General features: G+C 66.7%; 20 protein-coding genes. 11 read left to right on the top strand and 9 right to left on the bottom strand.

Annotation, left to right across the window (positions count from 1 at the left end; all coding sequences use genetic code 11):
* Window positions 1–29: 29 nt before the first annotated feature.
* From NMB96_RS08805 to def, 4 genes are all read right to left on the bottom strand, one after another.
* Window positions 30–1,751, bottom strand: coding sequence for an ArnT family glycosyltransferase (locus tag NMB96_RS08805; protein WP_023905380.1), 1,722 nt, complete (start codon window positions 1,749–1,751; stop codon window positions 30–32).
* A gap of 47 nt (window positions 1,752–1,798) precedes the next feature.
* On the bottom strand, window positions 1,799–3,109 hold the full coding sequence (gene rsmB / locus NMB96_RS08800) for a 16S rRNA (cytosine(967)-C(5))-methyltransferase RsmB (protein WP_023905381.1): 1,311 nt from the start codon (window positions 3,107–3,109) through the stop codon (window positions 1,799–1,801).
* Complete coding sequence (gene fmt / locus NMB96_RS08795) at window positions 3,109–4,032, bottom strand: methionyl-tRNA formyltransferase (RefSeq protein ID WP_006453164.1); 924 nt, start codon at window positions 4,030–4,032, stop codon at window positions 3,109–3,111. Before fmt ends, rsmB begins: the two co-directional genes overlap by 1 nt.
* A gap of 102 nt (window positions 4,033–4,134) precedes the next feature.
* Window positions 4,135–4,647: a peptide deformylase gene (gene def / locus NMB96_RS08790; RefSeq protein ID WP_006453163.1), complete on the bottom strand. Its 513-nt coding sequence runs from the start codon at window positions 4,645–4,647 to the stop codon at window positions 4,135–4,137.
* A gap of 132 nt (window positions 4,648–4,779) precedes the next feature.
* Here def and NMB96_RS08785 point away from each other — a divergent pair, with 132 nt between their 5' ends.
* The 9 genes from NMB96_RS08785 to NMB96_RS08745 all read left to right on the top strand — a co-directional run bounded on the left by NMB96_RS08785 (window position 4,780) and on the right by NMB96_RS08745 (window position 14,584).
* Window positions 4,780–5,916, top strand: a complete 1,137-nt coding sequence (locus NMB96_RS08785; RefSeq protein WP_006453162.1) for a LysM peptidoglycan-binding domain-containing protein — start codon at window positions 4,780–4,782, stop codon at window positions 5,914–5,916.
* Between the two features lie 74 nt (window positions 5,917–5,990).
* Window positions 5,991–7,127, top strand: coding sequence for a DNA-processing protein DprA (dprA, locus tag NMB96_RS08780; RefSeq protein WP_255086689.1), 1,137 nt, complete (start codon window positions 5,991–5,993; stop codon window positions 7,125–7,127).
* 43 nt (window positions 7,128–7,170) lie between these two features.
* On the top strand, window positions 7,171–7,644 hold the full coding sequence (locus NMB96_RS08775) for a DUF494 family protein (protein WP_023905385.1): 474 nt from the start codon (window positions 7,171–7,173) through the stop codon (window positions 7,642–7,644).
* A 40-nt stretch (window positions 7,645–7,684) separates the two neighbouring features.
* Entirely contained in the window at window positions 7,685–8,410 is a 726-nt protein-coding gene (locus NMB96_RS08770; protein WP_255086688.1) for a pilin, read from the top strand.
* Between the two features lie 59 nt (window positions 8,411–8,469).
* Window positions 8,470–9,705 carry an RDD family protein gene (locus tag NMB96_RS08765; protein ID WP_023905387.1) on the top strand — a complete coding sequence of 412 codons (1,236 nt, stop codon included), beginning with the start codon at window positions 8,470–8,472 and terminating at the stop codon, window positions 9,703–9,705.
* Window positions 9,706–9,887: 182 nt separating this feature from the next.
* A complete protein-coding gene (locus tag NMB96_RS08760; protein ID WP_255086686.1) occupies window positions 9,888–12,383 on the top strand; it encodes a DNA topoisomerase I in 2,496 nt (831 codons plus the stop codon).
* Window positions 12,384–12,391: 8 nt separating this feature from the next.
* A complete protein-coding gene (gene tsaC / locus NMB96_RS08755) occupies window positions 12,392–12,967 on the top strand; it encodes an L-threonylcarbamoyladenylate synthase type 1 TsaC (RefSeq protein ID WP_255086685.1) in 576 nt (191 codons plus the stop codon).
* A gap of 193 nt (window positions 12,968–13,160) precedes the next feature.
* Window positions 13,161–13,928, top strand: a complete 768-nt coding sequence (locus NMB96_RS08750; protein WP_255086684.1) for a DUF4124 domain-containing protein — start codon at window positions 13,161–13,163, stop codon at window positions 13,926–13,928.
* On the top strand, window positions 13,925–14,584 hold the full coding sequence (locus tag NMB96_RS08745) for a DUF4124 domain-containing protein (RefSeq protein WP_255086683.1): 660 nt from the start codon (window positions 13,925–13,927) through the stop codon (window positions 14,582–14,584). The genes NMB96_RS08750 and NMB96_RS08745 overlap by 4 nt, the downstream gene beginning before the upstream one ends.
* Window positions 14,585–14,756: 172 nt before the next feature.
* On the opposite strand, the gene NMB96_RS08740 is transcribed toward NMB96_RS08745, so the two are convergent.
* Window positions 14,757–15,533 carry an SDR family oxidoreductase gene (locus NMB96_RS08740; protein WP_006453153.1) on the bottom strand — a complete coding sequence of 259 codons (777 nt, stop codon included), beginning with the start codon at window positions 15,531–15,533 and terminating at the stop codon, window positions 14,757–14,759.
* Between the two features lie 106 nt (window positions 15,534–15,639).
* On the opposite strand from NMB96_RS08740, the gene NMB96_RS08735 reads away from it, so the two are divergent.
* Complete coding sequence (locus NMB96_RS08735) at window positions 15,640–15,855, top strand: hypothetical protein (protein ID WP_074056551.1); 216 nt, start codon at window positions 15,640–15,642, stop codon at window positions 15,853–15,855.
* 60 nt (window positions 15,856–15,915) lie between these two features.
* Here NMB96_RS08735 and sppA read toward each other — a convergent pair whose 3' ends face one another.
* From sppA to NMB96_RS08715, 4 genes are all read right to left on the bottom strand, one after another.
* Window positions 15,916–17,814 (bottom strand): signal peptide peptidase SppA, encoded by a 1,899-nt coding sequence (gene sppA, locus NMB96_RS08730; protein ID WP_023905393.1) that lies wholly within the window; start codon window positions 17,812–17,814, stop codon window positions 15,916–15,918.
* A gap of 84 nt (window positions 17,815–17,898) precedes the next feature.
* Window positions 17,899–19,275 carry an MATE family efflux transporter gene (locus NMB96_RS08725; RefSeq protein ID WP_023905394.1) on the bottom strand — a complete coding sequence of 459 codons (1,377 nt, stop codon included), beginning with the start codon at window positions 19,273–19,275 and terminating at the stop codon, window positions 17,899–17,901.
* Between the two features lie 173 nt (window positions 19,276–19,448).
* Window positions 19,449–20,066, bottom strand: coding sequence for a DUF3106 domain-containing protein (locus NMB96_RS08720; RefSeq protein WP_023905395.1), 618 nt, complete (start codon window positions 20,064–20,066; stop codon window positions 19,449–19,451).
* Entirely contained in the window at window positions 20,053–21,090 is a 1,038-nt protein-coding gene (locus NMB96_RS08715; RefSeq protein WP_023905396.1) for a hypothetical protein, read from the bottom strand. The genes NMB96_RS08720 and NMB96_RS08715 overlap by 14 nt, the downstream gene beginning before the upstream one ends.
* Window positions 21,091–21,560: 470 nt before the next feature.
* Between NMB96_RS08715 and NMB96_RS08710 the strand changes: the two genes are divergently transcribed.
* Window positions 21,561–23,783: a primosomal protein N' gene (locus NMB96_RS08710; RefSeq protein WP_023905397.1), complete on the top strand. Its 2,223-nt coding sequence runs from the start codon at window positions 21,561–21,563 to the stop codon at window positions 23,781–23,783.
* Window positions 23,784–24,059: the final 276 nt, after the last annotated feature.

The following is a 24,059-nucleotide window of genomic DNA, read 5'->3' as shown; positions in this document are numbered from 1 at the left end:
ATCGTGTCCGGGAGGTCTGCTTGGCGCCCTCATTCGGTCTCCAGGTTGCCCTGCTCCTGTGCTTCCACCGCCCGCTCGTTGGAGCTTGCCACGCAGCTGCCGCGCACCGCATCGGCCGGCACCAGCCACCAGCGACGACGGTTGGCCACCCCCACCAATTGGCTGCGACTGCGATCCACGCAGGCCAGTAACGCCGTTTCCTGTACCAACAGCCAGCGTTGCGCAGGCTGCTCTGCCTGCCAGGTCACCCCGCGTTGCAGCTGTTGTTCCCACGGCACCTTGAAGCCGAAGGTCTGCGCGGGGCGGTCGGCCATCAGCAGGTTCTGCTCTTTCCAGGCCACCAGCCCAAGCTGCGCATCCACCCCGATCCGGCGCCCGGCTTCCCGCATCACCGCGCCCGACGAGCTGGAGTCGTTGAAAATTGGGTAGCAGACCAGCCCGAATGCCACCCACCACGCGCCCAGCAGCGAGGCGACCGCAAGCGCGGAGCGGCGCACCCGCAGCAACAGCAAGCTGGCCACGCCCCACACCCCCACCGCCAGCAACAGCCAGCCGAGCGGGTCAGTCGCCTCGCTGCCGACTCCGCGGCTGTCCATGATCTTCTGCTCGAAGCCCGGATGCCCGATCAGCATCGCCACCCCGCCAACGCTGAAGACCAGCGTCAGCAGCAGCGTGAAACCGAACAACATGCGTTGCACCCCGGCCCGCCGCAACAGCCCCGCCGCCAATGGCGCCAGCGCCAGGCAGAACATCGACAGCGCCGGCAGGATGTAGACATCGCGCTTGCCACTGGGAATGGTGAAGAACACCAGCACCAACAGCCACCACGCCAGCGGCAGCAGATAGCGCGGATCGCGGCGCTTGAGCCGGCGCCGCCAGGCCGGGATTGCCCATGGCAGCAGCAGGATGGTCGGCAGCCACATCGTGGCCATGCCCTTCAAGTGGTACCAGACCGGTTGCGCGTGGTCCCAGGAGCTGGCGTAGCGCTTGGCGGTCTGGCGCAGCAGGATGTCGTTGAGATACACGCGGTATTCGGGCTGGCCGGCGGTCAGCGCGGTCACCATCATCGGCACGAACCACAGCAGGATCGCGACAAAGAAGAACAGCGGCCCCAGCCAGAAGCGCTGATCGCGCACATGCACGCGTACGCCCGGCCAACCGCGCGCCGACGCAATGCCGGCCGGGATCAGCATCAGCAACGCGATCACGCCAACGCCTTTGGTGATCACGCCCAGCCCGGCGGCGAACCAGCCTAGCGTCCACCAGCGCCAGGCCGGGCCCATCAACAGATGCCGCAAAAGGCCGTAATTGGCCAGGGTGATCCAGAACACCACCAGCGGGTCGATCTGCGCCTTCTTGGCCTGGAAGGTGAAGTGCAACGTGAACAGCAGCATCCAGGCCGCATACAGGCCCACGCGCCGGGTCCACAGCCGCCGCCCCAGGTCGTACACGCAGGCCAGCGTGCCCAAGGCTGCCAGCAGCGACGGCAGCAGGAACGCCACCCGCCAATTGCCCAGCAGCGTGTAGAACAGCGCCTGCAGCCACATCAGCATCGGCGGCTTGTCCGAGTACAGCTCGTTGCCGCGATGCGGGAACAGCCAGTCGCCGCTCAGCACCATCTGCTTGGCGACCAGCGCAAAACGCGGCTCATCCGCCGGCCAGGGGTCACGCAATCCCAGGCCGGCACCGATGACCAATACAGCGGTGATGGCCAGCAGCCAGAAATCGGTGGAAGCACGGGTCTTGAGCATGGCCGGCGGCAGTGGGAAACAGGAGGGAACGCCGACTCGGCGCGCGATCAGGAGGTTTTTAGCAAAAGCGCGTAGAAAAATCCGTCGCAGTGCTGCTCGCCTGGAAACCGCTGGCGCCCCGGCCCTGCCGCATGACCAAACTGCGCACCCAGCGGCTGCGCCTGTGCATCGGCGGTGTGTTGCAAAAACGCCTCCACCTGGGCCTGGTTCTCACGCGCGAGCAAGGAGCAGGTGGTGTAAAGCAACTGCCCGCCCGGACGCAGCGTGCGCCAGGTCGCATCGAGCAGGCGTGCCTGCAAGGCGCTCAAGGCATCGATATCGTCGGCGCGGCGATGCAGCAGCACATCCGGTTGACGACGCACCACGCCGGTGGCCGAACACGGCGCATCCAGCAGCACCGCATCGAACGGCTGCCCGTCCCACCACGCGGCGGGATCGGCGGCGTCGGCCGCATGCAGCGCCACCTGCGCGCCCGGCACGGTGCGCTGCAGGGTCTGCTGCACGCGTTCCAGCCGGCGCGCATCCACATCCAGCGCGGTGAGCTGCAGGCCGGGATGGCGTTCCAGCAGATGCGCAGCCTTGCCACCGGGCGCGGCGCAGGCATCGAGCACGCGCGCCGATGGAGCCAACGGCAGTGCATCGGCCACCTGCTGCGCAGAACCGTCCTGCACCGAGACTTCGCCTTCGGCAAAGCCCGGCAACTGACTCACCGGCAGCGCGCTGTGCAAGCGCACCGCATCCGGCAACACCGCATCGATTTCGGCAGCGATGCCCAGTTCGGCCAGGCGCGCGACATACGCGGCCGGATCGGTGCGCCCGCGATGCACACGCAGCCACATCGGCGCCATCAGCGCGCTTGCAACGAAGATATCTTCGGCGTCATCGCCCCAATCGGCGCGCAGCTGCTTGCGCAACCAGGACGGCCAACCGGCATCGGCAGACACCGCCGGGAAACCCTCGCGCTGCGCACGCCGCAGGATCGCGTTGACCATGCCGGCCTGACGCGGCCGGCCCAGCGCACGACACGCGTCCACGGTGGCCGACAACGCCGCATGCGCGGGCAGTTGCAACACGTCGAGCTGGGCGAAGCCGGCCATCAGCAGCGCTTTCAGTTCGGCATCGCGCGGCGGCAACGGGCGCTCCAGCCACTGCCGCAGCGCTACGTCGTAGGCCGGGCGGCGGCGCAACACCGCAAAACAGATCGCCTCCACCAGCGCGCGGTCACGCGGATCGCTCAGGCCGGGCAAGCTCGCAGCCAGCTCGGCCTTGAGCGAGCGACCCTGGTCGAACACCGCCGTCAGCACCCGCGCTGCGGCCAGACGCGAGGCAACGCCGGCAGTAGCGGCTTCCGTCGACATCAGGTCAGCGCCGGCAGATCGCGGCGCGCGTTTAGGTAGTCGGCGGCGGTGATCGCCTTGCCGCCCTCGCGCTGCAAGACGCGTACCCGCAACGCGCCCGCACCGCAGGCGATATCGATGCCCTGCTTGCTGGCGGCCAGCAGGGTGCCCGGCGCCTGCCGATGTGCCAGCTCCAGCGCCACTGCACCATGCAGGCGCACACGCTCACCGGCCAGCATCGCCTCGGCCACCGGCCATGGATTAAATGCGCGCACGCGCCGCGCCAGTTCCTGCGCCGGCTGCGCCCAGTCCAGCCGCGCCTGCGCCTTGTCCAGCTTGTGCGCGTAGGTCACGCCCTCGGCCGGCTGCGGTTGCGCCACCGGGCGAACGCCGGCACGCAGCAACCCCAGTCCATCGGACAGCACCTGCGCACCCAGCGCGGCGAGGCGGTCGTGCAGCTGCCCGCCGGTTTCCTGCTCCCCGATCTCCAGACGTTGCGACAGCAGCACCGGGCCGGTATCCAGACCGGCTTCCATCTGCATCAGGCACACGCCGGTTTCGGTATCGCCGGCCTCGATCGCACGCTGGATAGGCGCGGCGCCACGCCAGCGCGGCAGTAACGAGGCATGCACATTCCAGCAGCCGTAGGTCGGCGCGGCCAGCACTGCCTTGGGCAGGATCAAGCCGTAAGCCACCACCACCATCAGGTCGGCATCGAGCGCGCGCAGCGTCGCCAGGGCCTCGGGCGAGCGCAGCGTCTGCGGCTGAAACACCGGGATGCCGCGCGCGATCGCTTCCAGCTTGACCGGCGAGGCGGTCAGCCCACGGCCGCGGCCTGCAGGCCGATCCGGCTGGGTATAGACCGCCACCACTTCATGTCGCTGCGCGGCAGCGCGCAACGAGGCGACGGCAAAATCCGGCGTACCGGCGAAGATGATTTTCATTGGGCGGGGGATTCGGGAGTGGAAATTGGGGAGTCGCAGGGGCGGATTCGGCAATCGGTGAGAGAACCGGCCTTCCGAATCCCGACTCCCGAATCCCGGCCGTCAGGCAACGTGTTTGCGCTGCTTGGCCAGTTTCTTGCGCACCATCTCGCGCTTGAGCGGCGACAGATAATCGACAAACAACTTGCCGTCCAGGTGATCCATCTCATGCTGGATGCACACCGCCAGCAGGCCTTCGGTGCTCAGTTCCTGCGCCTGCCCGTGGCGGTCGACATAGCGCACCGTGATCGCATCGGCACGGCTGACATCGGCATAGATGCCCGGCACCGACAGGCAGCCTTCCTGATACAGCTGCTCGCCCTGTTTGCTGACGATTTGCGGGTTGATGAACACCTGCGGCAGGTTCTTCTCGTCGCTGACGTCGATCACCATGAAACGCTTGTGCACATCCACCTGACTGGCGGCCAGGCCGATGCCGGGCGCCTCGTACATGGTCTGGAACATGTCGTCGAGCAAGCGTTGAAATGCCGGGCTGGTGACCTCGGCAGCATCGACCGGCACGGCCTTGGTGCGCAGCCGCGGGTCGGGAAATTCGAGAATAGGGAGCAAAGCCATGGGGTTACCCGTGCTGGGAACACCGGCGCGGCGCCGGCAAGACGCTCCTATTCTAGCGCACTGCTTGCGTAACGCCGGGGTTTCTGGACTATAGTGCGCGGACCTGTTGGGGAATCAGGCAAGAAGGCACTCATGTTGAACCGACTTCGTACGGTCGTCGCTGCGGCGATGCTGACCGTCGCGACCTACGCTGCCGCGCAAGCGGTGGGCGAACATCCAGAGACTTACGTGGTGCGCAAGGGGGATACCCTTTGGGACATCGCTGGGCGTTTTCTGCAAAAGCCGTGGCTGTGGCCGGAAATCTGGCAGGCCAATCCGCAAATTCAGAATCCGCACCTGATCTACCCGGGCGATGTGATCAGCCTGGCCTACCTGGATCGCGTCGCCAAGGGCACTGTGCAGCCCGGCCCGCGTCAGGAAGCGCCGATCAATGCGATTCCGCTATCGGACGTCGAGCCGTTTCTCAAAAACCTGCGCGTCACCGACGACTTCGACGGCCTGCCGTATGTCGTCGGTCTGGAGGGCGGTCGTTCGCGTGCCACCACTGGCCAGTTGGCGTATGTGGTCGGCCTGGACGACGCGCAGCCGGGGCAGCGTTTTGCAGTGGTGCGCCCGACCGTGAAGTTCAGCCTGCCCAAGCCCAACGATGATCTGGATATGGCCGGCAATAGCGTCGCCGGCTCCGGCAACATCTGGAAGAACTACATCGCACCGAGCAGTCGCCGCGAGTTCCTGGGGTATGAACTGGCGCAGGTCAACGTCGGCACCATTACCCGCAGCGCGGCAGGCGGCAATTCCAAGGCGGCGACTTTGCTGCTGCAGGACAGCGGCCGTGAAGTGCGTGCGGGCGATCGCATCATCGCGGTCGAGGCACAGCCCTACGATCTGCAGTTCATTCCGCATCCACCGTCGGAACAGGCCACGCAGACCGAGTTGCGCGTACTCGCCATCTCCGATGCCTTCATCGTCGGCGGTACCCGCGACGTGATCGCCATCTCCGGTGGCGCGCGCGAGGGCATCAACAACGGCACGGTGTTCTCGATCTGGCGCAAGGGCCGCACGGTCAGCGACCGCGTCAAGCACTCGCGTTTTTCGCGGACCGATGACGATTTCAGCGGTCCGGCCGGTTCCACCGTCGGCCTGCCCGACGAATACGTCTCGCACGCGATGGTGTTCCGCACCTTCGACAAGGTCAGCTATGCGCTGGTGATGGAAAGCGTCAAGCCGACCGGCCTGGGCTACATCGTCAAGCATCCAGACGCGCAGTAAGCGCGACAAAATCCGATGCTGTAACGCGACGGCGCCTGAGGGCGCCGTCGTCGTTTGCGGCCTACGCTGACTGCATGGCCCTGATTGCTCCCGACCTGCGTGCGTTGTTGATCCTGCTGCTGGCCGGCGGCCGCAGCCCGCCGCGCCGTACGCTGCTGACGACGTTCGCCTCGCCGGCCGAGATCCTAGCCGCCGGCTCCGATGCATGGCGCGCTGCCGGCTGCGACGCGCTGCAATCGGCCCTGCTGCGTCTCCCCGACGCGCAGGCGCTGGACGCTGCGCTGCACTGGTGTGCGCAGCCCGGGCATCACCTCATCGGTTGGCAGGATCCGGACTATCCCGCGCTGCTGCGGCATCTGGTCAATCCGCCGCTGGCCTTGTTCGTGGACGGCGACCCCAATGCGTTATGGCATCCAGCGGTGGCGGTGGTCGGCAGCCGTGCGGCCACGGCCGGAGGGCGGGAGCACACCCGCGCGTTTGCTTCCAGCCTGGCGAGCGCCGGGCTGGGCATCGTCAGCGGCATGGCGGCAGGCGTGGATGCGATCGCCCACGAGGCCGCGCTTGCCCGCGCCGACGGCATCACCGTGGCGGTGGTCGGCACCGGCACCGATGTGGCCTATCCCGCACACCATCACGGCTTGCGCGATCGCATCGCCGCGCGTGGTGCGGTCGTCAGCGAGTACCTGCCCGGCACAGCGGCGGCCGCGGGGCACTTCCCGGCCCGCAACCGGATCATCGCCGGGCTGGCATTGGGCACGCTGGTGGTCGAAGCGGCCATGCGCTCGGGCGCGCTGATCACCGCGCGGCTGGCAGCCGAGGCCGGGCGTGAAGTGTTCGCCCTGCCCGGCTCGCTGCACAATCCGCTCGCGCGCGGCTGCCATCACCTGATCCGGCAGGGTGCCACCCTGGCCCAGGAGCCGGCCCAGATCATCGACGGGCTGCGCCTGCTCTCGGGCGAGTTGGCCGATGCCTTGCGCCAGCGCCTGGCCGCCCCCACTGATCAGGCCAGGACGGCGCCCAAGGCCTTTACCGCGCGCCCGGATCCGGACTACCAGCGCTTGTGGCAGGCACTTGGCCACGACCCAACCCCTATGGATGCATTGGTCGAACGCACCGGATTGACGGCCGCCACGCTGTCCTCCATGCTGCTCATCATGGAACTGGAGGGAGACGTGGTCACCGAGCACGGTCGCTATACCCGCAATCCCTAGTTTCTTCACCTCCACAGCGTCGCGCGACGCAGGCCGAGGGGCAATGAAAGAGAGCATTCTTGATGTACTGCTGTACCTGTTCGAACATTATTTCAGCGAAGACGCGGACCTGGTCCGTGACCGTGACTCGCTTCAGAATGGCCTGATCCACGCTGGCTTCAGCCCTGCAGAAATCAGTAAAGCCTTCGATTGGCTGGACGCGCTCTCCGAGCAGCGGCCTAGTGTTGCGCGCCCGCACGTCGACGGGCCGGTGCGTATCTACCACGGCCCGGAACTGGACAAGCTCGATGTGGACTGCCGTGGGTTTCTGATGTTCCTGGAGCAACACCGCATTCTCGATGCCGATCAGCGCGAGTTGGTGCTGGACCGCGCCATGGCGCTGGACCAGGACGAGCTTGATCTGGACGACCTCAAGTGGGTGGTGCTGATGGTGCTGTTCAACCAGCCGGGTGCCGAAGCGGCCTATGCCTGGATGGAAACGCAGATGTTCCTCGACGAGCCTGAACCCGTACACTGAGGGTCGAAGCCGCGATGGAAGCGCGTGCGTGGGGACGGGAATGAGCAGTTGGTATTACGCCGAGGGCAACCGCCATCGGTGTGGCCCGGTGGCCGGCGAGGCCTTGCTGGGCCTGTATCGTGATCGCGCGATTGCCCTGGATACCCTGGTCTGGCGCAAAGGCCTGACCCAATGGGTGCCCTTGTCTGCCTGCGCCGAAGAGCTCGGGCCGCCGATTTCCACCGAGTTGGGCGCTGCAGCGCGGCCTCCGCCACTGCCATCGGCGGCGGCACACATGTCGCCTGCCCACGTGTCTGTACTGCCAGCGCATCGCCTGCCGAACCACGGGCCGGGATGGTCGCTGGCGGTGGTGCTGGGCGCGGTGGTGGGGATGTTTGTCCTGGTGGCGGTGATCGGCATTCTGGCTGCAATCGCGCTGCCGGCTTATCAGGACTATGTGGGACGCACCAAGGTCGCCAAGGCGGTGGCCGCATTGGCGCCATTAAAGCCGCAGATCGCCGAATTTCTCGCGCAGGAAGGCCGTTGTCCAGTCAATGGCGACAGCGGGTTCCAGGCGCCCGAGCATTATGCAAACGACGTGCTGACCAGCGTGCGGGTCGGCCGTTTCGACACCACCCAGTGCGGCATCGAAGCGGTGATGCATGCACCGAAATCGGCCAAGCTCGATGGCAAGGCGTTGTGGCTGGATTTCGACGCTGATGCCAGCAGTTGGCAGTGCAGTTCCGAGATCGACGACAACCAACTTCCGCCGGACTGCCGCGGTTAGAGCGCGTTAGCTCAAATGCATCTCACGCTCAAGCCAATCGTTTCACCAAGGGGACATCAATGACGCAGTGGTATTACGCCGACGCCCAGCGCGAACGCCAGGGGCCGATCGACACCGACACGCTGGTTGCGCGCCTGTCGCAAGGCATCATCGACCGCTCCAGCCTGGTCTGGCGCGAAGGTCTGCCGCAGTGGGTGGCGCTGCGCGAGGTCGCGGCCGAACTGGGCGTCGATACAGCAGTGTCGGCGCCCCCCGAGCCGACCGGATATACATCAGTGGACGTTCCGGCCAGTGAACCGCAAGCGACGGTTTACCCGACCAGCGCCCCGGTGGATAACGCGCCCGCCGCAGCGGCGCCGTTTGCCGGCTCCGCTGCAGATGCCTCGTTCGCGCAGACCGAATCTGGCCTTGCCAATCACCCTGCAGCAGTGGATCAGCAGCAGATTCCGCCAAGCGAGCACGCTGCACCGGCAGATCCGGTAGCGTGGTCCACCACGCCGGCAGAGGCAGCGACACCCCCGGCGGCCTCAAGCCCCATCCTGACCGAGGCCTCGGACGCGCCTGCGACGCCTGCCGATGCCTCGTCGCAGACACCCGCTGGCGTGCCAATTCCCAGCGCCTGGGACTCCGTAGCCGCCGCCGCACCCACCGCAAGCGTTGCTTTGCAGGATGCCCCGGTTGTCTACGCCGGCCTGTGGCGGCGCGTGGCGGCCAGCATCCTGGACAGCTTCGTGACCACCTTCGCGGTATATCTGATCGTGATCCCGTTGGTGTTCGTCGTGGCGCTGGCAACCACCCGCGGCGATTCCGGTTCGGCGTTGGACGACGGTAGCGCGCTTGGCATCGCGATCATGGTGGTGTCGTATGGCATCGGTCTGGCCATCCCGACGCTGTATTTCGCCTGGATGCAGTCCAGCCGGCACCAGGCCAGCCTGGGCAAGCTCGCCTGCGGCATCAAGCTGGTGCGCGCCGACACCAACGGCGGCCGGGTCGGTTTTTGGCGCAACGTGTTGCGCTATCTGGCCTACATGCTGATCAGCGTGCTCACCCTGGGCATCGGCGCGATCGTGGCGGCGTTCATGGCCGGCATGACCCAGCGCAAGCAGGCCCCGCACGACAAAGTGTGCGAGACCCTGGTGGTGGATCGCTGGGCCTTCACCGATCACCCGGAGCGGCAATCCACGGGGCTGGACACAGTCACGATTGTGGTGCTGGCCATTTATGCGGTGATAGTAGTGATTGGCGTGATCTTCGCCGCAATCATGATTGCAGCGATCGGAATGAGCCAGAACTGAGGGTTCGTGGCCGAAGCCGCTTGACACGGCGGCGTCTGCCGTGATCTTTCTAATAAGAGAACTGAACGCCCGGGCTACCATCCCGGGCGTTGACGTGTGGGAAACAGGCGATCTGCTTCCCTCCACCGGCCAATTAGGCCACGCTACCTGCCCCCCGGGCCCTGCCCAAAGAATTAACCACCATGCCCAAGCACCTGCTCATCGTCGAATCGCCCGCCAAGGCCAAGACGATCAATAAATACCTCGGCAAGGACTTCACCGTCCTGGCCTCGTATGGGCACGTGCGCGACCTGGTCCCCAAGGAAGGCGCGGTCGATCCGGACAACGGGTTCGCGATGCGTTACGACCTGATCGAAAAGAACGAGAAGCATGTCGAAGCCATTGCGCGTGCAGCCAAGACCGCCGACGACATCTTTCTGGCGACCGACCCGGACCGCGAGGGCGAGGCGATCAGCTGGCACATCGCCGAGATCCTGAAAGAGCGCGGTCTGCTCAAGGACAAGCCGATGCAGCGGGTGGTGTTCACCGAGATCACCCCGCGTGCGATCAAGGAAGCGATGCTCAAGCCGCGCGCGATCGCCGCCGACCTGGTCGATGCGCAGCAGGCACGTCGCGCGCTCGATTATCTGGTCGGCTTCAACCTGTCGCCGGTGTTGTGGCGCAAGGTGCAGCGCGGCCTGTCGGCCGGCCGCGTGCAGTCGCCGGCGCTGCGCATGATCGTCGAGCGCGAAGAAGAGATCGAAGCCTTCATCGCACGCGAATACTGGTCCATCGATGCGCAATGCCGGCATCCGTCGCAGCCGTTCAATGCGCGTTTGATCAAGCTGGACGGGCAGAAATTCGAGCAGTTCACCGTCACCGACGGCGACACCGCCGAAGCGGCGCGCTTGCGCATCCAGAAGGCGGCGCAAGGCCTGCTGCATGTTACCGACGTGGCCAGCAAGGAGCGCAAGCGCCGCCCCGCCCCGCCGTTCACCACCTCCACGTTGCAGCAGGAAGCCTCGCGCAAGCTCGGTTTCACCACCCGCAAGACCATGCAGGTGGCGCAGAAGTTGTACGAAGGTGTGGCACTGGGCGACGAGGGCTCGGTCGGCCTGATCAGCTATATGCGTACCGACTCGGTGAACCTGTCGCAGGACGCGTTGGCGGAAATCCGCGACGTGATCGCGCGCGATTTCGGCACCGCCTCGTTGCCGGATCAGCCCAATACCTACACCACCAAATCCAAGAATGCGCAGGAAGCGCATGAGGCGATCCGCCCGACCTCGGCATTGCACACACCCGCACAGGTGGCGCGCTTTCTGTCCGACGACGAGCGCCGTCTGTACGAATTGATCTGGAAGCGCGCAGTCGCCTGCCAGATGATTCCGGCCACGCTCAACACCGTCAGCGTCGATCTGTCGGCCGGCAGCGAACATGTGTTCCGTGCCAGCGGCACCACCGTCGTGGTTGCGGGCTTTCTGGCCGTGTACGAAGAAGGCAAGGACACCAAGAGCAGCGAAGACGAGGACGAGGGCCGCAAGCTTCCTCCGATGAAGGCCGGCGACAACATCCCGCTGGACCGCATCGTCACCGATCAGCATTTCACCCAGCCGCCGCCGCGCTTCACCGAAGCGGCGCTGGTCAAGACGCTGGAGGAATACGGTATCGGCCGTCCGTCCACCTACGCCTCGATCATCCAGACCCTGCAGTTCCGCAAGTACGTGGAAATGGACGGCCGCAGCTTCCGCCCCACCGACGTGGGCCGTGCGGTGTCCAAGTTCCTGTCCGGGCATTTCACCCGTTACGTGGATTACGACTTCACCGCCAAGCTCGAAGACGATCTGGATGCGGTCTCGCGTGGCGAAGCGGAATGGATTCCGTTGATGGAGAAGTTCTGGGGCCCGTTCAAGGAACTGGTCGAAGACAAGAAGGATTCGCTGGACAAGACCGACGCCGGCAGCGTGCGCGTGCTTGGCGCCGACCCGGTCAGCGGCAAGGAAGTCAGCGCGCGCATCGGCCGCTTCGGCCCGATGGTGCAGATCGGCACGGTCGAAGACGAAGAAAAGCCCACATTCGCCTCGTTGCGCCCGGGCCAGAGCATCTTTTCGATCTCCATCGAAGATGCGCTGGAACTGTTCAAGATGCCCCGCGCGCTGGGCCAGGACAAGGACCAGGACGTCAGCGTCGGTATCGGCCGGTTCGGGCCGTTTGCGCGCCGTGGCAGCGTGTATGCCTCGCTGAAGAAAGAAGACGACCCGTACACCATCGATCTGGAACGCGCGGTGTTCCTGATCGAAGAGAAGGAAGAGATCGCACGCAATCGGGTGATCAAGGAATTCGACGGCAGCGATATCCAGGTGCTCAACGGCCGCTTCGGCCCGTATATCAGCGACGGCAAACTCAACGGCAAGATCCCCAAGGATCGCGAACCGGCGTCGCTGAGCTTCGAAGAAGTGCAGCAGTTGCTGACCGACACCGGCAAGCCGGTGCGCAAGGGCTTCGGTGCAAAGAAGGCCACGCTGAAGAAGAATACGGTCAAGGATTCGTCGCCGAAGAAGACGGCGGTCAAGAAGACCGCCACCAAGACTGCTGCGACCAAGACCGCTGCCAAAAAGGCCCCGGCCAAGAAAAAAACCGCCGCCAAGAAGGCCGCCAAGCGTGTGGTCAAGAAAGTGGCGAGTAAGGCGGCAGGCTGAGTCGCACGATGCAATCGGCACCCAGCCCCGCGCTCAGCTTGGATAACGCCGTCGCTGCCCTGACCCGGGGTGGCGTGATCGCCTATCCCACCGAAGCGGTGTGGGGACTGGGTTGCGACCCGCGCCAGCAAGCGGCCGTGCTGCGGCTGCTGGCGATCAAGCGGCGCCCGGTCGACAAGGGCGTGATCGTGGTCGCTGCCAGCGTGGATGTCCTGCACGAATGGGTGGATTTCGACGCGCTGGAGCCTGCGCGCAAGCAGGAGGTGCTGGCCAGCTGGCCGGGCCCGCACACCTGGATCCTGCCAGTCACCGCACAGGTGCCGCGCTGGGTCACTGGCGCGCATGACGGGCTAGCAGTGCGCATCAGCGCGCATCCGGTCGTCGCCGCGCTCTGCGCAGCCTGGGGCGCCCCGTTGGTGTCCACCAGCGCCAACCTGGCCGGTGAGCCACCCGCACGCAGCCGTCAATCACTGGATCCGGCGCTGCTGGCCAGCATCGATGGCGTGGTGGATGGCGAGGTGGGCGCACTGGCGCAGCCGACCCAGATCCGCGATGCGCGCAGCGGGCAGATCCTGCGCGACTGAGTGAAGCGGTGAGATGGATTCAACGAGTTTGGCTGCCGTGTGATGGATACCTCAGGCCCAGCTCGATTGGCACGCTTGGCAAAGCGCGAAACCACGTGCAACGGCCGTCGCTGATCCGCCCGCCTGCATCGTCCGAAACCAGTTCAGCCGCCCCCCCTTTGCCCACAGCCGGACAGACGCGCACACTGCGGTCATGCGTACCGTCCTGACCCTTCTGTTGCTGGCCACCGCGCTGCCTGCGTCGGCGGCCAGTACCGCCAGCAAACCCGATCCGAACGTGCGGATCTACCGCTGCGTCAGCAGCACCGGCACCGTGGCGCTGCAGGATGCGCCATGCAGCAGCGGGCGCCAGCAGGTGCTGGACCTGCAACGCCCGCAGGATCCGCCGCCACGACCGGAACGCGCTGTCGTCGCCCCTGCCGCCGTCGCGACGCAGCCGCCGCGCGAGGTGCGCATCATCACCGTGCAACCGCCGCAGCCGATGTACGAGTGCACCACCGAAGACGGCAACCGCTACACAAGCGACAGCCCGGAAGGCAATCCGCGCTGGGTGCCGACCTGGGGGCCCGCCTATGTGGGCAACGGCATTGCCCCGCCGGTCAACGGCGGCGGCATCCAGCGTCCGCCGATCTCGGTGAGCCCGCGCCCGGCGGTATCGGTGCAAGGTGGCTCCGGACGGGGTGGAAGCCTGCGCGGAAGCGCAAGCTTCGGAGGCGGCGGCTATCAGGGCGGCTACGGCGGCGGCTACGGCGGCGGCACGGTGATCGTGCCGTACGGCAATGTGCAGATCCGCGACGAATGCCATGCCCTGCCGGAGCAGGAAGTCTGCGGGCGGCTGGCCGATCGCCGCTGGGAGCTGATCCGGCGCTATAACAGCGCCTTGCAGAGCGAGCGCGAGGACCTCAGCCGCGAACAACGCGGCATCGACGCACGCCTGCAACGCGATTGCGGCGGCGCATGAGGCGCTGCCTGTTGTTGTTGATCGGATGGACGTCGGTTGCCAGCGCCCAGGACGTGACCATCTACCGCTGCACCGATCCGACCGGCGCGCTCACGGTGCAGAACATGCCGTGCCCGAAAGGCGTGCAGCAGCAAAAGAAAGTGATGACTGCGCCGGCCGCCGTGCCGTTTGCGCCGGGCGGATCGAGCGCGGCATCGCCCGCGCGCACAGCGCCCTCTGCACAATCGCGCGCCACCCCGAAAACCGAGGCGCCCGCTGCTGCACCCGTTGCGGCACCAGCACCGGTTGCGCCGACGTCACCTGCCTCTACCTCCACACTGCCACCGCCGCCGTTGTTCGAATGCACCGCGCACGACAACGGACGTTATTTCACCGAAGACCGCGAACCGGCTACGCGCTGCCTGCCGATGCAGACCACCAACCTGGCGGGCGGGCCGGCCACCGGCGGAGGCAGCGCCTGCGAGGTGGTCACCGATCGCTGCGCGCCGGTACCGGATCAGAGCCTGTGCGAGGCCTGGCGCAAACGCGCCGAGCAGGCCGAGGCAAGCTGGCGCTTCTCCGACGAGGCGCAATCGGCCGAACGCAAGCAGCGCTTCGATCAAATGCGCCGGGTGCTGGACGAAAGCCGCTGCGCGAATCCGTCCACCACGCCTTGATGCTGCAACCAGCGGTCCAGCGCAGGTCAGTCAGTTCGACGGCGCTGCGTTTGCTGGGCCGATGTTTTAAAGCCACTGGCAACCTACAGCGATCACCAGATGGCATGTGCGGTGCACCGACCAGCAGCGCAAGCGAGCAACCTCGCGGCCCCCTGACTCGCGCGCAGGCGGGTTAAAACCCGTAACGCAAGAATCCGCCATCCACCGCGATGCATTCGCCAGTGATGTAACTGGCCGCAGGCAGACATAGAAAACCGACTGCAGCGGCAACTTCTTCCGGTTCGCCGATGCGGCGCATCGGGGTGCGTTCGATCACCTGCTCGTAGTAATCCGGGTCCGACAGCGGCCCGGATGTGCGACGGGTGCGGATGTACCACGGCGCCACCGCATTGACGCGGATGCCGTCCTCGGCCCATTCCACCGCCAGATTGCGTGTCATCTGCTGCAACGCGGCCTTGGTCATGCCGTACGGCGCGCCGCTGCGCACATGGGTGATGCCGGAGACGCTGCCCACGTTGACGATCGCCGAGGCCGCGTGGCGGGCAAGCAACGGGTGCGCATAACGCGACAATTCGAAGGCCGCGAACACGTTGGTTTCGAAGATGCCGCGCCACTGGTCTTCGGTGTAGTCGATCGCCGCGCGGGTGATGTTGCCGCCGGCATTGTTGATCAGCAGGTGCAGGCCATCGGCGTGGTCTTCCACCCAATCGAGAATGGCACGACGTTCTTCATCGTCGGCCACATCGGCGGCCAGGCCATGCAATTCGCGCTCGGGGAATTCTTCGGCGAGCTCGTCGCGTGCCTGCGCCAGTGCATCGGCATCGCGCGCCACCATCAGCAGATCCGCGCCGAAGCCGAGCAGCTCGCGCGCGATGGCAAAGCCAATGCCGGCGCTGGCGCCGGTGATGAGCGCGGTCTGTCCATCCAGCCGCCAACGATGGGTTGTCACGTGGGTGATCCTCTTTCAAGACGCAGGAAACGGCCACTGCAGCGTGATTGACGCCTGCGTGCGGCCCGAGCGTTAGGATACCGCCACCCCAAGCGAGGTCACGACGATGAAACTGCATTGGATTCCTGCAGCCAGCCTGGCGTTGTTGCTTGGTGCCTGTCAGCGACCGCAACCTGCGCCCACCGATCAGAAGCCCGAGCCGCAGGCCACCGCCTTGCGCGACCACATCCAGGAACCGTTGAACAAGGCGCACGCGGTGCAGGCGGCGACTGACCAGGCAGCAGACGATCAACGCAAGGCGATCGACGCAGCCACGCAGTAGAAACGACAACGCCGGCACAAGGCCGGCGTTGTCGATGCATCACCTTGAAAACGTACTGCGTCAGAACCCGCAGAAGCAATACGCCAGCGATTTGACCGGCGTGCCCCCGGCCTTGCTGTCATGCACGGCGTCTTCGACGAAGCGCAACTGGGTGTCCACTTCCGGCAGCGAGCGCGCCAGCATGGCGCGTGCCATGGCCGAATCGCCCAGCATCCAGGCGCCCATACGGCTGCCGGCAAAGCCGCTCATGAACTGCGAGAACGGCGTGGCCGGCTTCTCGACATAGCGCACGCGAAACTTGCCCTTGCTCAACTTGGCCCGATCGGCCGCATCGGCCACCGCTTCCTGCATGCCGCCGAACGCATCCACCAGGCCATGCTGCTTGGCCTGCGCCCCGCTCCACACGCGGCCGCGTGCGACCTTGTCGATGGCGTCCACCGACTGGTGACGCGCCTGCGCCACCTTGCCGGTGAAATCGGCATAGCCCTTGTTGATCACCGCCTGGATGACCTGGCCGGCGGCCGGGTCCAGCGGACGGGTGATGTCGAACGCGCCGGCAAAGCGCGTGGTGCCCACACCATCGGTATGCACGCCGATCTTGTCCAGCGCACGGGTCAGATTCGGCACCATGCCGAAGATGCCGATCGAGCCGCTGATGGTCGACGGGTCGGCATAGATGCGATCGGCATTCATGCTGATCCAGTAACCGCCGGAGGCGGCGAGATCGCCCATCGACACCACCACCGGCTTGCCGGCCTGCTTGAGCGCGACCACTTCGCGACGGATCTGCTCGGAGGCGAACACTTCGCCGCCGGGCGAATCCACGCGCAGCACCACCGCCTTGACCTCTTCATCGTCGCGCGCCTGACGCAGCAACGCGGCGGTCGATTCGCCACCGATGCGGCCAGCCGGCTGCTCGCCGCCGCTGATCTCGCCAGCGGCCACCACCACGGCCACCTGCGGGCGGCTGTCCATGGACCGCCGCGCCTGCAACTGGGTGAGATAGCTGGCGAAATCGATGTTGCGGAAGCCGGCATCGGCATCGCTGTCGGCCACGCCGCGCTTGGTCAGCAAGGCATCGACCTCTTCGCGGGTCTTGAGCCCGTCGACCAGCTTCTGCTGCAGCGCGAACTTGGCCAGGTCGCCACCGGCGGCGGTCACGCCTTCGGGCAGCGTATCGATGCCGGCGGTCAGCTGCGCCGGGCTCAGCTTGCGCGCAGTACCGACGTCAGCCAGGTAGCGCTGCCACACGTCGTTCATCCAGAACAGATCCGCTTCCTTGGCATCGGCCGAGGCCGCGTCGAGGATGTACGGCTCGGCCGCGGACTTGTACTCGCCCACGCGGAACAGATGCACGTCCACGCCCAGCTTGTCCTGCAGGCCTTCGCGGAAATACTGGCGATAGCGGCCAAGACCTTCCAGCAGCACGCTGCCCATCGGGTCGAGATAGACCTCGTTGGCTTGCGCGGCCAGCAGGTACTGGCCCTGGCTCATGCTCTCGCTGAAGGCCACGATCTGCTTGCCGGAGGCGCGCAGCTTCTGCAGGGCCGCGGCAACTTCGCGCTGTGAAGCGAAACCGGAGGGCTGAAACTTGTCCAGGTTCAACAGCACCCGTTCGATCTTGCGATCCTTGCCGGCCGCCTCGATCACCCGCACCAGGTCGCGCAGCTGCACCTCTTCGGCGCTCTTGTCGCCGACTGCCTTGGCCAGCGAACGGCTCACCGGGTCGGCGCTGAACTGCTCGACCAGGGTGCCTTCCGGGTTGATCACCAGCGTGGTGCGCTCGGCCAGCGGCTTGGTGCCGTCGCCACGCGCGATCGCCACCACAAACAGCAGCAGCATCAGGAACAGAAAGCCGAAAAACGCCAGGTTGAAGATCAGGCGCCGGGTGAAATTCATCACATCCCACAGGCCAACGAAGAAACTGGCGATGGGATTGCGACGCACGGGGTGGTTCATGGAAAACTCCGTCGAAATGACGCTGCATGCAAGTAATGCTGCCCAGCATACCGGCTGCGCAGCACGCACGGCATGCGCTGGAAGTCAGGGGGTCGCGTCGGCAGTCAGGCGCCGGCTGGTCTGGCGGAAACGCAGGCCCATCAGGATCGACGCCACGGTCAGGCCCAGAATCAGGCCAATCCACATGCCTTGCGGGCCCCAGCCAAGTCCCAGGCCGAGCCCGGCACCGATCGGCATGCCCACGCCCCAATACGAGAACATCGCCAGGAACATCGGCACACGGGTGTCCTTGAGCCCACGCAGCGCGCCGCTGGAGAGCACCTGGATGCCGTCGGGAAACTGGAAAGTAGCTGCGTACAGCAGCAGCACCGAGGCCAGCGCCGCCACCGCCACATCGTCGGTATAGACACTCACGATGGCGTCGTGGCCCAGCAACAGCACGCTGGCCGACAACGCCTGGGTGCCCAGCACGATGGCGTAGCCGGCCCAGGCCGCACGCCGCATGCCGAGCGGATCGCCGCGCCCCACCGCATGCCCGACCCGTACCGTGGTGGCCTCGGCCACGCCCATCGGGATCATGAAACACAGCTGCGCAACGTTGATCGCAATCTGGTGCGCCGCCGCTTCGGTGGAGCCGAGCCGGCCGATCAGCAAGGCGGTGACGATGAACAGCCCGCCTTCCATCAACACGGTGATGCCGATCGGCAGGCCGGTGCGCAGCAGATCGCCGATGGCACGCCAGCGCGGCCCTTCGAGGTGATTGAACAATTCCAGATGCGCGAAGCGGCGCGCGCGCCACAGATACAGCGCAAACGCGAGTGCCTGCACCCACATGGTGATCGCCGAGGCCATGCCCAGGCCTTGCGCACCGTGCTCGGCAAAACCGAACTTGCCGTAGGTCAGCGCATAGCCCAGCGGCGCCAGCACCAGCAGGCCACCGAAGCCCAGCAGCATGGTCGGCAGCGTCCAGTGCATGCCTTCGCTGAGATAGCGCATGCAGAAGTAGAACGTCAGCGCCGGCCCGCCCCAGCGCACCGCATGCAGGAAGTCGGTCGCCCCCGGCACGATGTCCGGCGCAATCCCGAAGGTGGGCAGCAGCGGCGGTACCGCGCTCAGGAAGGCGAACATCACCGCGCCCAGGCCTAGGGACAACCACAACGCCTGGCGGAACAACGGGCCGATCTCGCGCTCGCGGCCGGCACCGACCAGTTGCGAGACCGAAGCGGTCAACGAGATCAGCGTGCCGATCGGCACCAGCATCGGCAGCCACAACAACGAGGTGCCGATGGTGACCGCCGCCAACGTGGCGGTGCCGTGGTGGCCGGCGATGACGTTGTCGACAAAGCCAATGAGGCCGGTAGAGACGTGGCCGAGCACCAGCGGCAGCGCGAGCAGGCCGGTGGTACGCACTTCCGCAGCGAAGCCTGGCGTCGCGGACGTGGGTGCAGGAGAAACAGACATGACAAACCGATCGCTGCGCGGACTACGGCCGTGCCGGGAGGCGCTGGCACCGGGTCGCGCGGGGCCGACATCTTACCCGCACTGTGCGACGTGGGTCAGTCAGCCTCCCATGCGCCAGCGGCGCGTGGACGCGCGACGGTGCGTTGAGGGTTTCGACAGCGACGGTTTCGACGTCAGCGCGCCAGCTGCCGCTTCAACCATGCATTGCGCGTTGCAGGCGCCTCGGCCAGCAATGCATCACGCAGGGCATCGCGCTCCTGAGGCGGGGTGCGTTGTGCCAGCAGCGCCAACTGCTCCAGTTGCCCGGCATCCAGGCTGCGCAACACGCTCAAGAGCGCGTCGCGCTGTGCCGGCGGTACGTAGCCGATCAACGGCTGCAACGGGGAATAGAACGCGCCCAGCTGCGAGCCCAGGCGCCAGCCATCGCGATGCAGGCGATCCATCACGGTGAACTGCGTGCGCAGTGCGCGCTGCTGGTCTTCGGGCAAGGCACGCAGACGCTCGCGTGCCTGCCGCAGCACCACCCGGTCGGTGGCGGTGAGCCCTTTCCACGCGGCATAGCGGGCGCGCAGCTCGGCCTGCTGTGCAGGCGTCAAGGCGTCCCAGCGCGCGCGTTGCTGTGCGGCGCTCGGGGTCGCGGAAGTTGGAGTCGCGGGCGTCGCGGTGCCGGGCGTTGGGGCGCCGGACGGCGCGGCAGCGCTGCCTTCTTCCAGGGGCGCCGGCAGGGCTTGCGCACCCGCCAGACCGGCGGCGGCGCACAACAGCAGGCCCCACCACTTAATTCTCGTCATCGACGGTCTCCATCGGGGCGGCAGGCGGCTCGGCGGCGGTGGCATGGGCGCCGGATTCGTCGGCCGGCACCGGATGGCCGGCCGCATACCAGGCGTAGAAATCCGCCGAGCGCGCCAGTTCCAGATCCGGGTCGGCCAGCATCGCCTGGTCGCGCGGGTCCATGCCGGGGGTTGCCGCTGCGTCCGGCAGGTCGGCGGCGGGAAGTTCTTCCACCAGCACCGGTGCGGCGTCGGTGACATGCAACACACCGGCCGGCGCCTGCGAGACCGGCTCGGGCGGCAGTGCGGGCCGGCGATGGGTCCACCACCAGCCCAGCACCGCGAACAACAGTGCCAACGCCAGCACCGCCAGCACGATGCCGGCGTGGCGGCGCGAGATCCGCGGCCAATGCCACTGACGGGCGGGGCGCGCACGTGGCGCCGCCGGACGACGCGGCTCGGCAGCGGCGACCACAGGCGCTGCCGCCGCCGGTTGCAGCGGCATGCCGGCCAGGGCCGAATCGCGGAGTTGCCCCAGTCGACTCACCTGGGCCGGGGTGAGTTCGCGCAACTCCTGCTGCGCCGCCTCGGCCAGCACCCGCCAGGCCTGCGCGTCCGGATTGCCGGCCGCATCGCGCGGGCAGGCGCGGGCCAGCGATTGCCGATACGCCGCCACGTCGATGCCCTGTACCTCGCTGGCGGGCTCTTCTTCCAGCCCGGCCACGATGCGCAGCAGCAGCGCCAGCCGGTCGGTGGTCTGCATCCGCCCCAGCGCGGTGAACGGGGGCAGCCAGGTGCCCGGCATGGGCTCGCGCCGCAGCGGCGGGGCAGCTGCCAACAGGCTCCAGAAGCGCATCGGCCAACCGGCCATCGGGCGTCCTGCCGCCTGGCTGCTGAAGGCACGTAGCGCCGCAGCCAGGGCCCGCTCGGCCGCCGCCACATCGCCGCATTGCAGTTGCGCGAGCACCAGACCCCGGCGTTCGACACCGCGCAGGAAGGCTGACAACGCGGCAGGGGTGACAGGGGCGTCGGGGACTACGGTCATGAGAACTCCAGCATCGGCCGGCATGATACCGACGCAACTGGCCCCCGCCGATGGCTTGACAGATCGAGACGGCCTTGCTCCGCCCTTACCTTGGCCGCGACCGCCACCCGTGCGGGTTGTGCACAGCGGCAGACATACCGATACGCAGACGTCTGTCAACTGTTGATTTTTCTTTGTTGCAATCGTGTTTCACGCCTAAAGCATTGATATTGATAGACTTATCTGTGTTGGCTAAAAAATGTCCAAGAGGTTGCAGAGGCTAGTGAATCCGCCTTCAACGCGTGGAGCACGAGACTAATTCACAGGTTTATCCACAGGCAGTGTGGATAAACCGGTTTCCTTAACCCTCACATAGGTTTACGTCGTATTTATCACTTGCGTCACAGAAACGCGCCGTAAGCCAAGGTGCCGATTTGGGGCGATCTGATACCCGACTGCCGACCTCTGGAAAGGGTCGGTAGACTGACTGGATGTCTTCGACCGTCGCCACCCTGCGCGTCGCCCTGCCGGTGCCGCTACCCCAACTGTTCGACTATCTGCCTCCGGCCGACGCGCCGCTGACAGACCCGGCGCGGGTCGGCTGCCGGGTGCGGGTGCCGTTCGGGCCGCGCGAGCTGGTCGGGGTGGTGGTGGAGATCGGGCAGCTGGCCTCGGCCGAGGGGCTGCGCCCGGCATTGGCCTGGTGTGACGACGCCCCGCTGCTGGTCGAGGAGCTGGCCCGCTCGCTGCACTGGCTGGCGCGCTACACCCACGCACCGCTTGGCGAAACCCAGGCCAGCGCGCTGCCCGGCCCGTTGCGCCGTGGCGAACCGCTGGCCGATACCCATGCCTGGGCCTGGCAGCTGACCGAGACCGGGCGCACCGGAGCTGCCGGTCTGCGCGCAGGCAGCCGCCCAGCCTTGCTCGCAGCCCTGCTGCTCACCGGCGCAATCGGCGAAGAACAATTGGACCCGTTGCTGCCGCAATGGCGCGAGGCCGCGCGCAGTCTGGCCAAGCGCGCCTATGTCGAGCGCGTGGCGGTGCCCGCCGACGCCATCCCGCCGCGGCCCGGCACTGGCCCGCAGCTCAACGACGAGCAACAGGCAGCCGCCGCCGCCGTCCGCGCGCACACCGGCTTTGCCACCTATCTACTCGATGGCGTCACCGGCAGCGGCAAGACCGAGGTCTATCTGCAGGCGATCGCCGACTGCCTGGCCGCCGGACGCCAGGCGCTGGTGCTGGTGCCGGAAATCGGCCTGACCCCGCAGACGCTGGGCCGCTTCCGCGCCCGCCTCGGCGTACCCGTACATGCGCTGCACTCGGGCCTGTCCGATGGCGAACGCGCACGCGTGTGGGCGGCGGCCTGGCGTGGCGAGGCCAAACTGATCGTCGGCACCCGCTCGGCGATCTTCATTCCGCTGCCCAAGGCCGGCCTGATCGTGGTCGATGAAGAACACGACGGCAGCTACAAGCAGCAGGACGGCATCCGCTACCACGCCCGCGACTTCGCGCTGGTGCGCGGCAAGGCGCTGGATGTGCCGGTGATTCTGGGCAGCGCCACGCCATCGCTGGAAAGCCTGCACAACGCCTACAGCGGCCGCTACCAGCATCTGCGCCTGTCGCGTCGGGCCGGCGAGGCGCGTCCGCCGCGCGTGCGCGTGCTCGATGTGCGCAAGCGCCCGCTGAAAGACGGCCTGTCGCCGGAGGTGCTGGCCGGCATCGGCGCCACCCTGGCGCGCGGCGAGCAGGTACTGGTGTTCAAGAACCGCCGCGGCTACGCGCCGGTGCTGCTGTGCCACGACTGCGGCTGGACCGCCGCCTGCCAACGCTGCAGCACGCCGCTGCACCAGACCCCGATGACCGTGCACGCCGGCGGCCGGCGCCTGCAATGCCATCACTGCGGCGCGCGCCAATCCGCACCGCTGGCCTGCCCGGCCTGCGCCAGTCTGGCGCTGCAGCCGCAAGGCATCGGCACCGAGCGGCTGGAAGAACGCCTGACCGAAGCGTTCCCGGAGTTTCCGGTGGTGCGTATCGATCGCAGCACCACCCAGCGCCGCGATGCACTGGAAACCCAACTCGCCCGGCTCGGTACCGAAGCCGGCATTCTGGTCGGCACCCAGATCCTGGCCAAGGGCCACGACCTGCCACGGCTGACCATGGTGGTGGTGGTCGGTATCGACGAAGGCCTGTTCTCGGCCGATTTCCGTGCCGCCGAAAAACTCTCCCAGCAACTGATCCAGGTGGCAGGACGCGCCGGGCGTGCCGACCGCCCTGGCGAGGTCTGGTTACAGACCCACCACCCGGAACATCCCTTGCTGCAGACCCTGGTCAACGGCGGTTATCACGCCTTTGCCGATGCCGAACTGCAACAGCGCGAGGCCGCTGGATTTCCACCCTTCGCGCACCTGGCGCTGTTCCGCGCCGAGGCCAAGGATGTGGCGGCCGCCAATCAGTTTTTGATGGCAGTGCGTGGATTGACCACGTCAGACACCACGACGCAATCGCCCGCGTTTGCCGCAGTGGAATGCTACGGCCCGATGCCCGCACCGATGCCGCGCCGCGCCGGTTTCCAGCGCACGCAGCTGTTGTTGTCTGCGCAACAGCGCTCGGCCTTGCATCGTTTGCTCGATGCGCAACTGCCGGCCATCTACGCATTGCCACAGGCGCGGCGCGTGCGCTGGTCGCTGGATGTGGACCCGATCGATCTGTATTAGTGCAGGGCATGTCGAACACGCGGCTGCAGCCAGACTCACGTTTTGCGCGGTCTGCTCACGTTTTGTAGGAGCGCGCTTGCGCGCGATGGGGCGTTACCGGTAATGCCCTCGCGCACGAGTGCGCTCCTACATACAACACGAAGTCGGCAGGTCACGCGGTGTACTCAGGTTTTGTAGGAGCGCGCCTGAGCGCGATGCGGCGTTACCGGCGATGCCCCTCGCGCACGAGTGCGCTCCTACAAAAAAGCGAGCCGGCAGGCCGCACGGTGTATGTGG

Origin of the sequence: Xanthomonas hortorum (genome assembly GCF_024339125.1) — a bacterium.
GTDB classification, from domain to species: Bacteria; Pseudomonadota; Gammaproteobacteria; order Xanthomonadales; family Xanthomonadaceae; genus Xanthomonas; species Xanthomonas hortorum.
The sequence above is the reverse complement of the archived record's forward strand: the minus strand, read 5'-3'. Positions and strand labels throughout refer to the sequence as shown.

Excerpts from the sequence above, each read along its gene's own strand:
- NMB96_RS08805 (WP_023905380.1), bottom strand. The coding sequence starts at position 1,751 with ATGCTCAAGACCCGTGCTTCCACCGATTTCTGGCTGCTGGCCATCACC.
- rsmB (WP_023905381.1), bottom strand. The coding sequence starts at position 3,109 with ATGTCGACGGAAGCCGCTACTGCCGGCGTTGCCTCGCGTCTGGCCGCA.
- fmt (WP_006453164.1), bottom strand. The coding sequence starts at position 4,032 with ATGAAAATCATCTTCGCCGGTACGCCGGATTTTGCCGTCGCCTCGTTG.
- def (WP_006453163.1), bottom strand. The coding sequence starts at position 4,647 with ATGGCTTTGCTCCCTATTCTCGAATTTCCCGACCCGCGGCTGCGCACC.
- NMB96_RS08785 (WP_006453162.1), top strand. The coding sequence starts at position 4,780 with ATGTTGAACCGACTTCGTACGGTCGTCGCTGCGGCGATGCTGACCGTC.
- dprA (WP_255086689.1), top strand. The coding sequence starts at position 5,991 with ATGGCCCTGATTGCTCCCGACCTGCGTGCGTTGTTGATCCTGCTGCTG.
- NMB96_RS08775 (WP_023905385.1), top strand. The coding sequence starts at position 7,171 with ATGAAAGAGAGCATTCTTGATGTACTGCTGTACCTGTTCGAACATTAT.
- NMB96_RS08770 (WP_255086688.1), top strand. The coding sequence starts at position 7,685 with ATGAGCAGTTGGTATTACGCCGAGGGCAACCGCCATCGGTGTGGCCCG.
- NMB96_RS08765 (WP_023905387.1), top strand. The coding sequence starts at position 8,470 with ATGACGCAGTGGTATTACGCCGACGCCCAGCGCGAACGCCAGGGGCCG.
- NMB96_RS08760 (WP_255086686.1), top strand. The coding sequence starts at position 9,888 with ATGCCCAAGCACCTGCTCATCGTCGAATCGCCCGCCAAGGCCAAGACG.
- tsaC (WP_255086685.1), top strand. The coding sequence starts at position 12,392 with ATGCAATCGGCACCCAGCCCCGCGCTCAGCTTGGATAACGCCGTCGCT.
- NMB96_RS08750 (WP_255086684.1), top strand. The coding sequence starts at position 13,161 with ATGCGTACCGTCCTGACCCTTCTGTTGCTGGCCACCGCGCTGCCTGCG.
- NMB96_RS08745 (WP_255086683.1), top strand. The coding sequence starts at position 13,925 with ATGAGGCGCTGCCTGTTGTTGTTGATCGGATGGACGTCGGTTGCCAGC.
- NMB96_RS08735 (WP_074056551.1), top strand. The coding sequence starts at position 15,640 with ATGAAACTGCATTGGATTCCTGCAGCCAGCCTGGCGTTGTTGCTTGGT.
- sppA (WP_023905393.1), bottom strand. The coding sequence starts at position 17,814 with ATGAACCACCCCGTGCGTCGCAATCCCATCGCCAGTTTCTTCGTTGGC.
- NMB96_RS08725 (WP_023905394.1), bottom strand. The coding sequence starts at position 19,275 with ATGTCTGTTTCTCCTGCACCCACGTCCGCGACGCCAGGCTTCGCTGCG.
- NMB96_RS08720 (WP_023905395.1), bottom strand. The coding sequence starts at position 20,066 with ATGACGAGAATTAAGTGGTGGGGCCTGCTGTTGTGCGCCGCCGCCGGT.
- NMB96_RS08715 (WP_023905396.1), bottom strand. The coding sequence starts at position 21,090 with ATGACCGTAGTCCCCGACGCCCCTGTCACCCCTGCCGCGTTGTCAGCC.
- NMB96_RS08710 (WP_023905397.1), top strand. The coding sequence starts at position 21,561 with ATGTCTTCGACCGTCGCCACCCTGCGCGTCGCCCTGCCGGTGCCGCTA.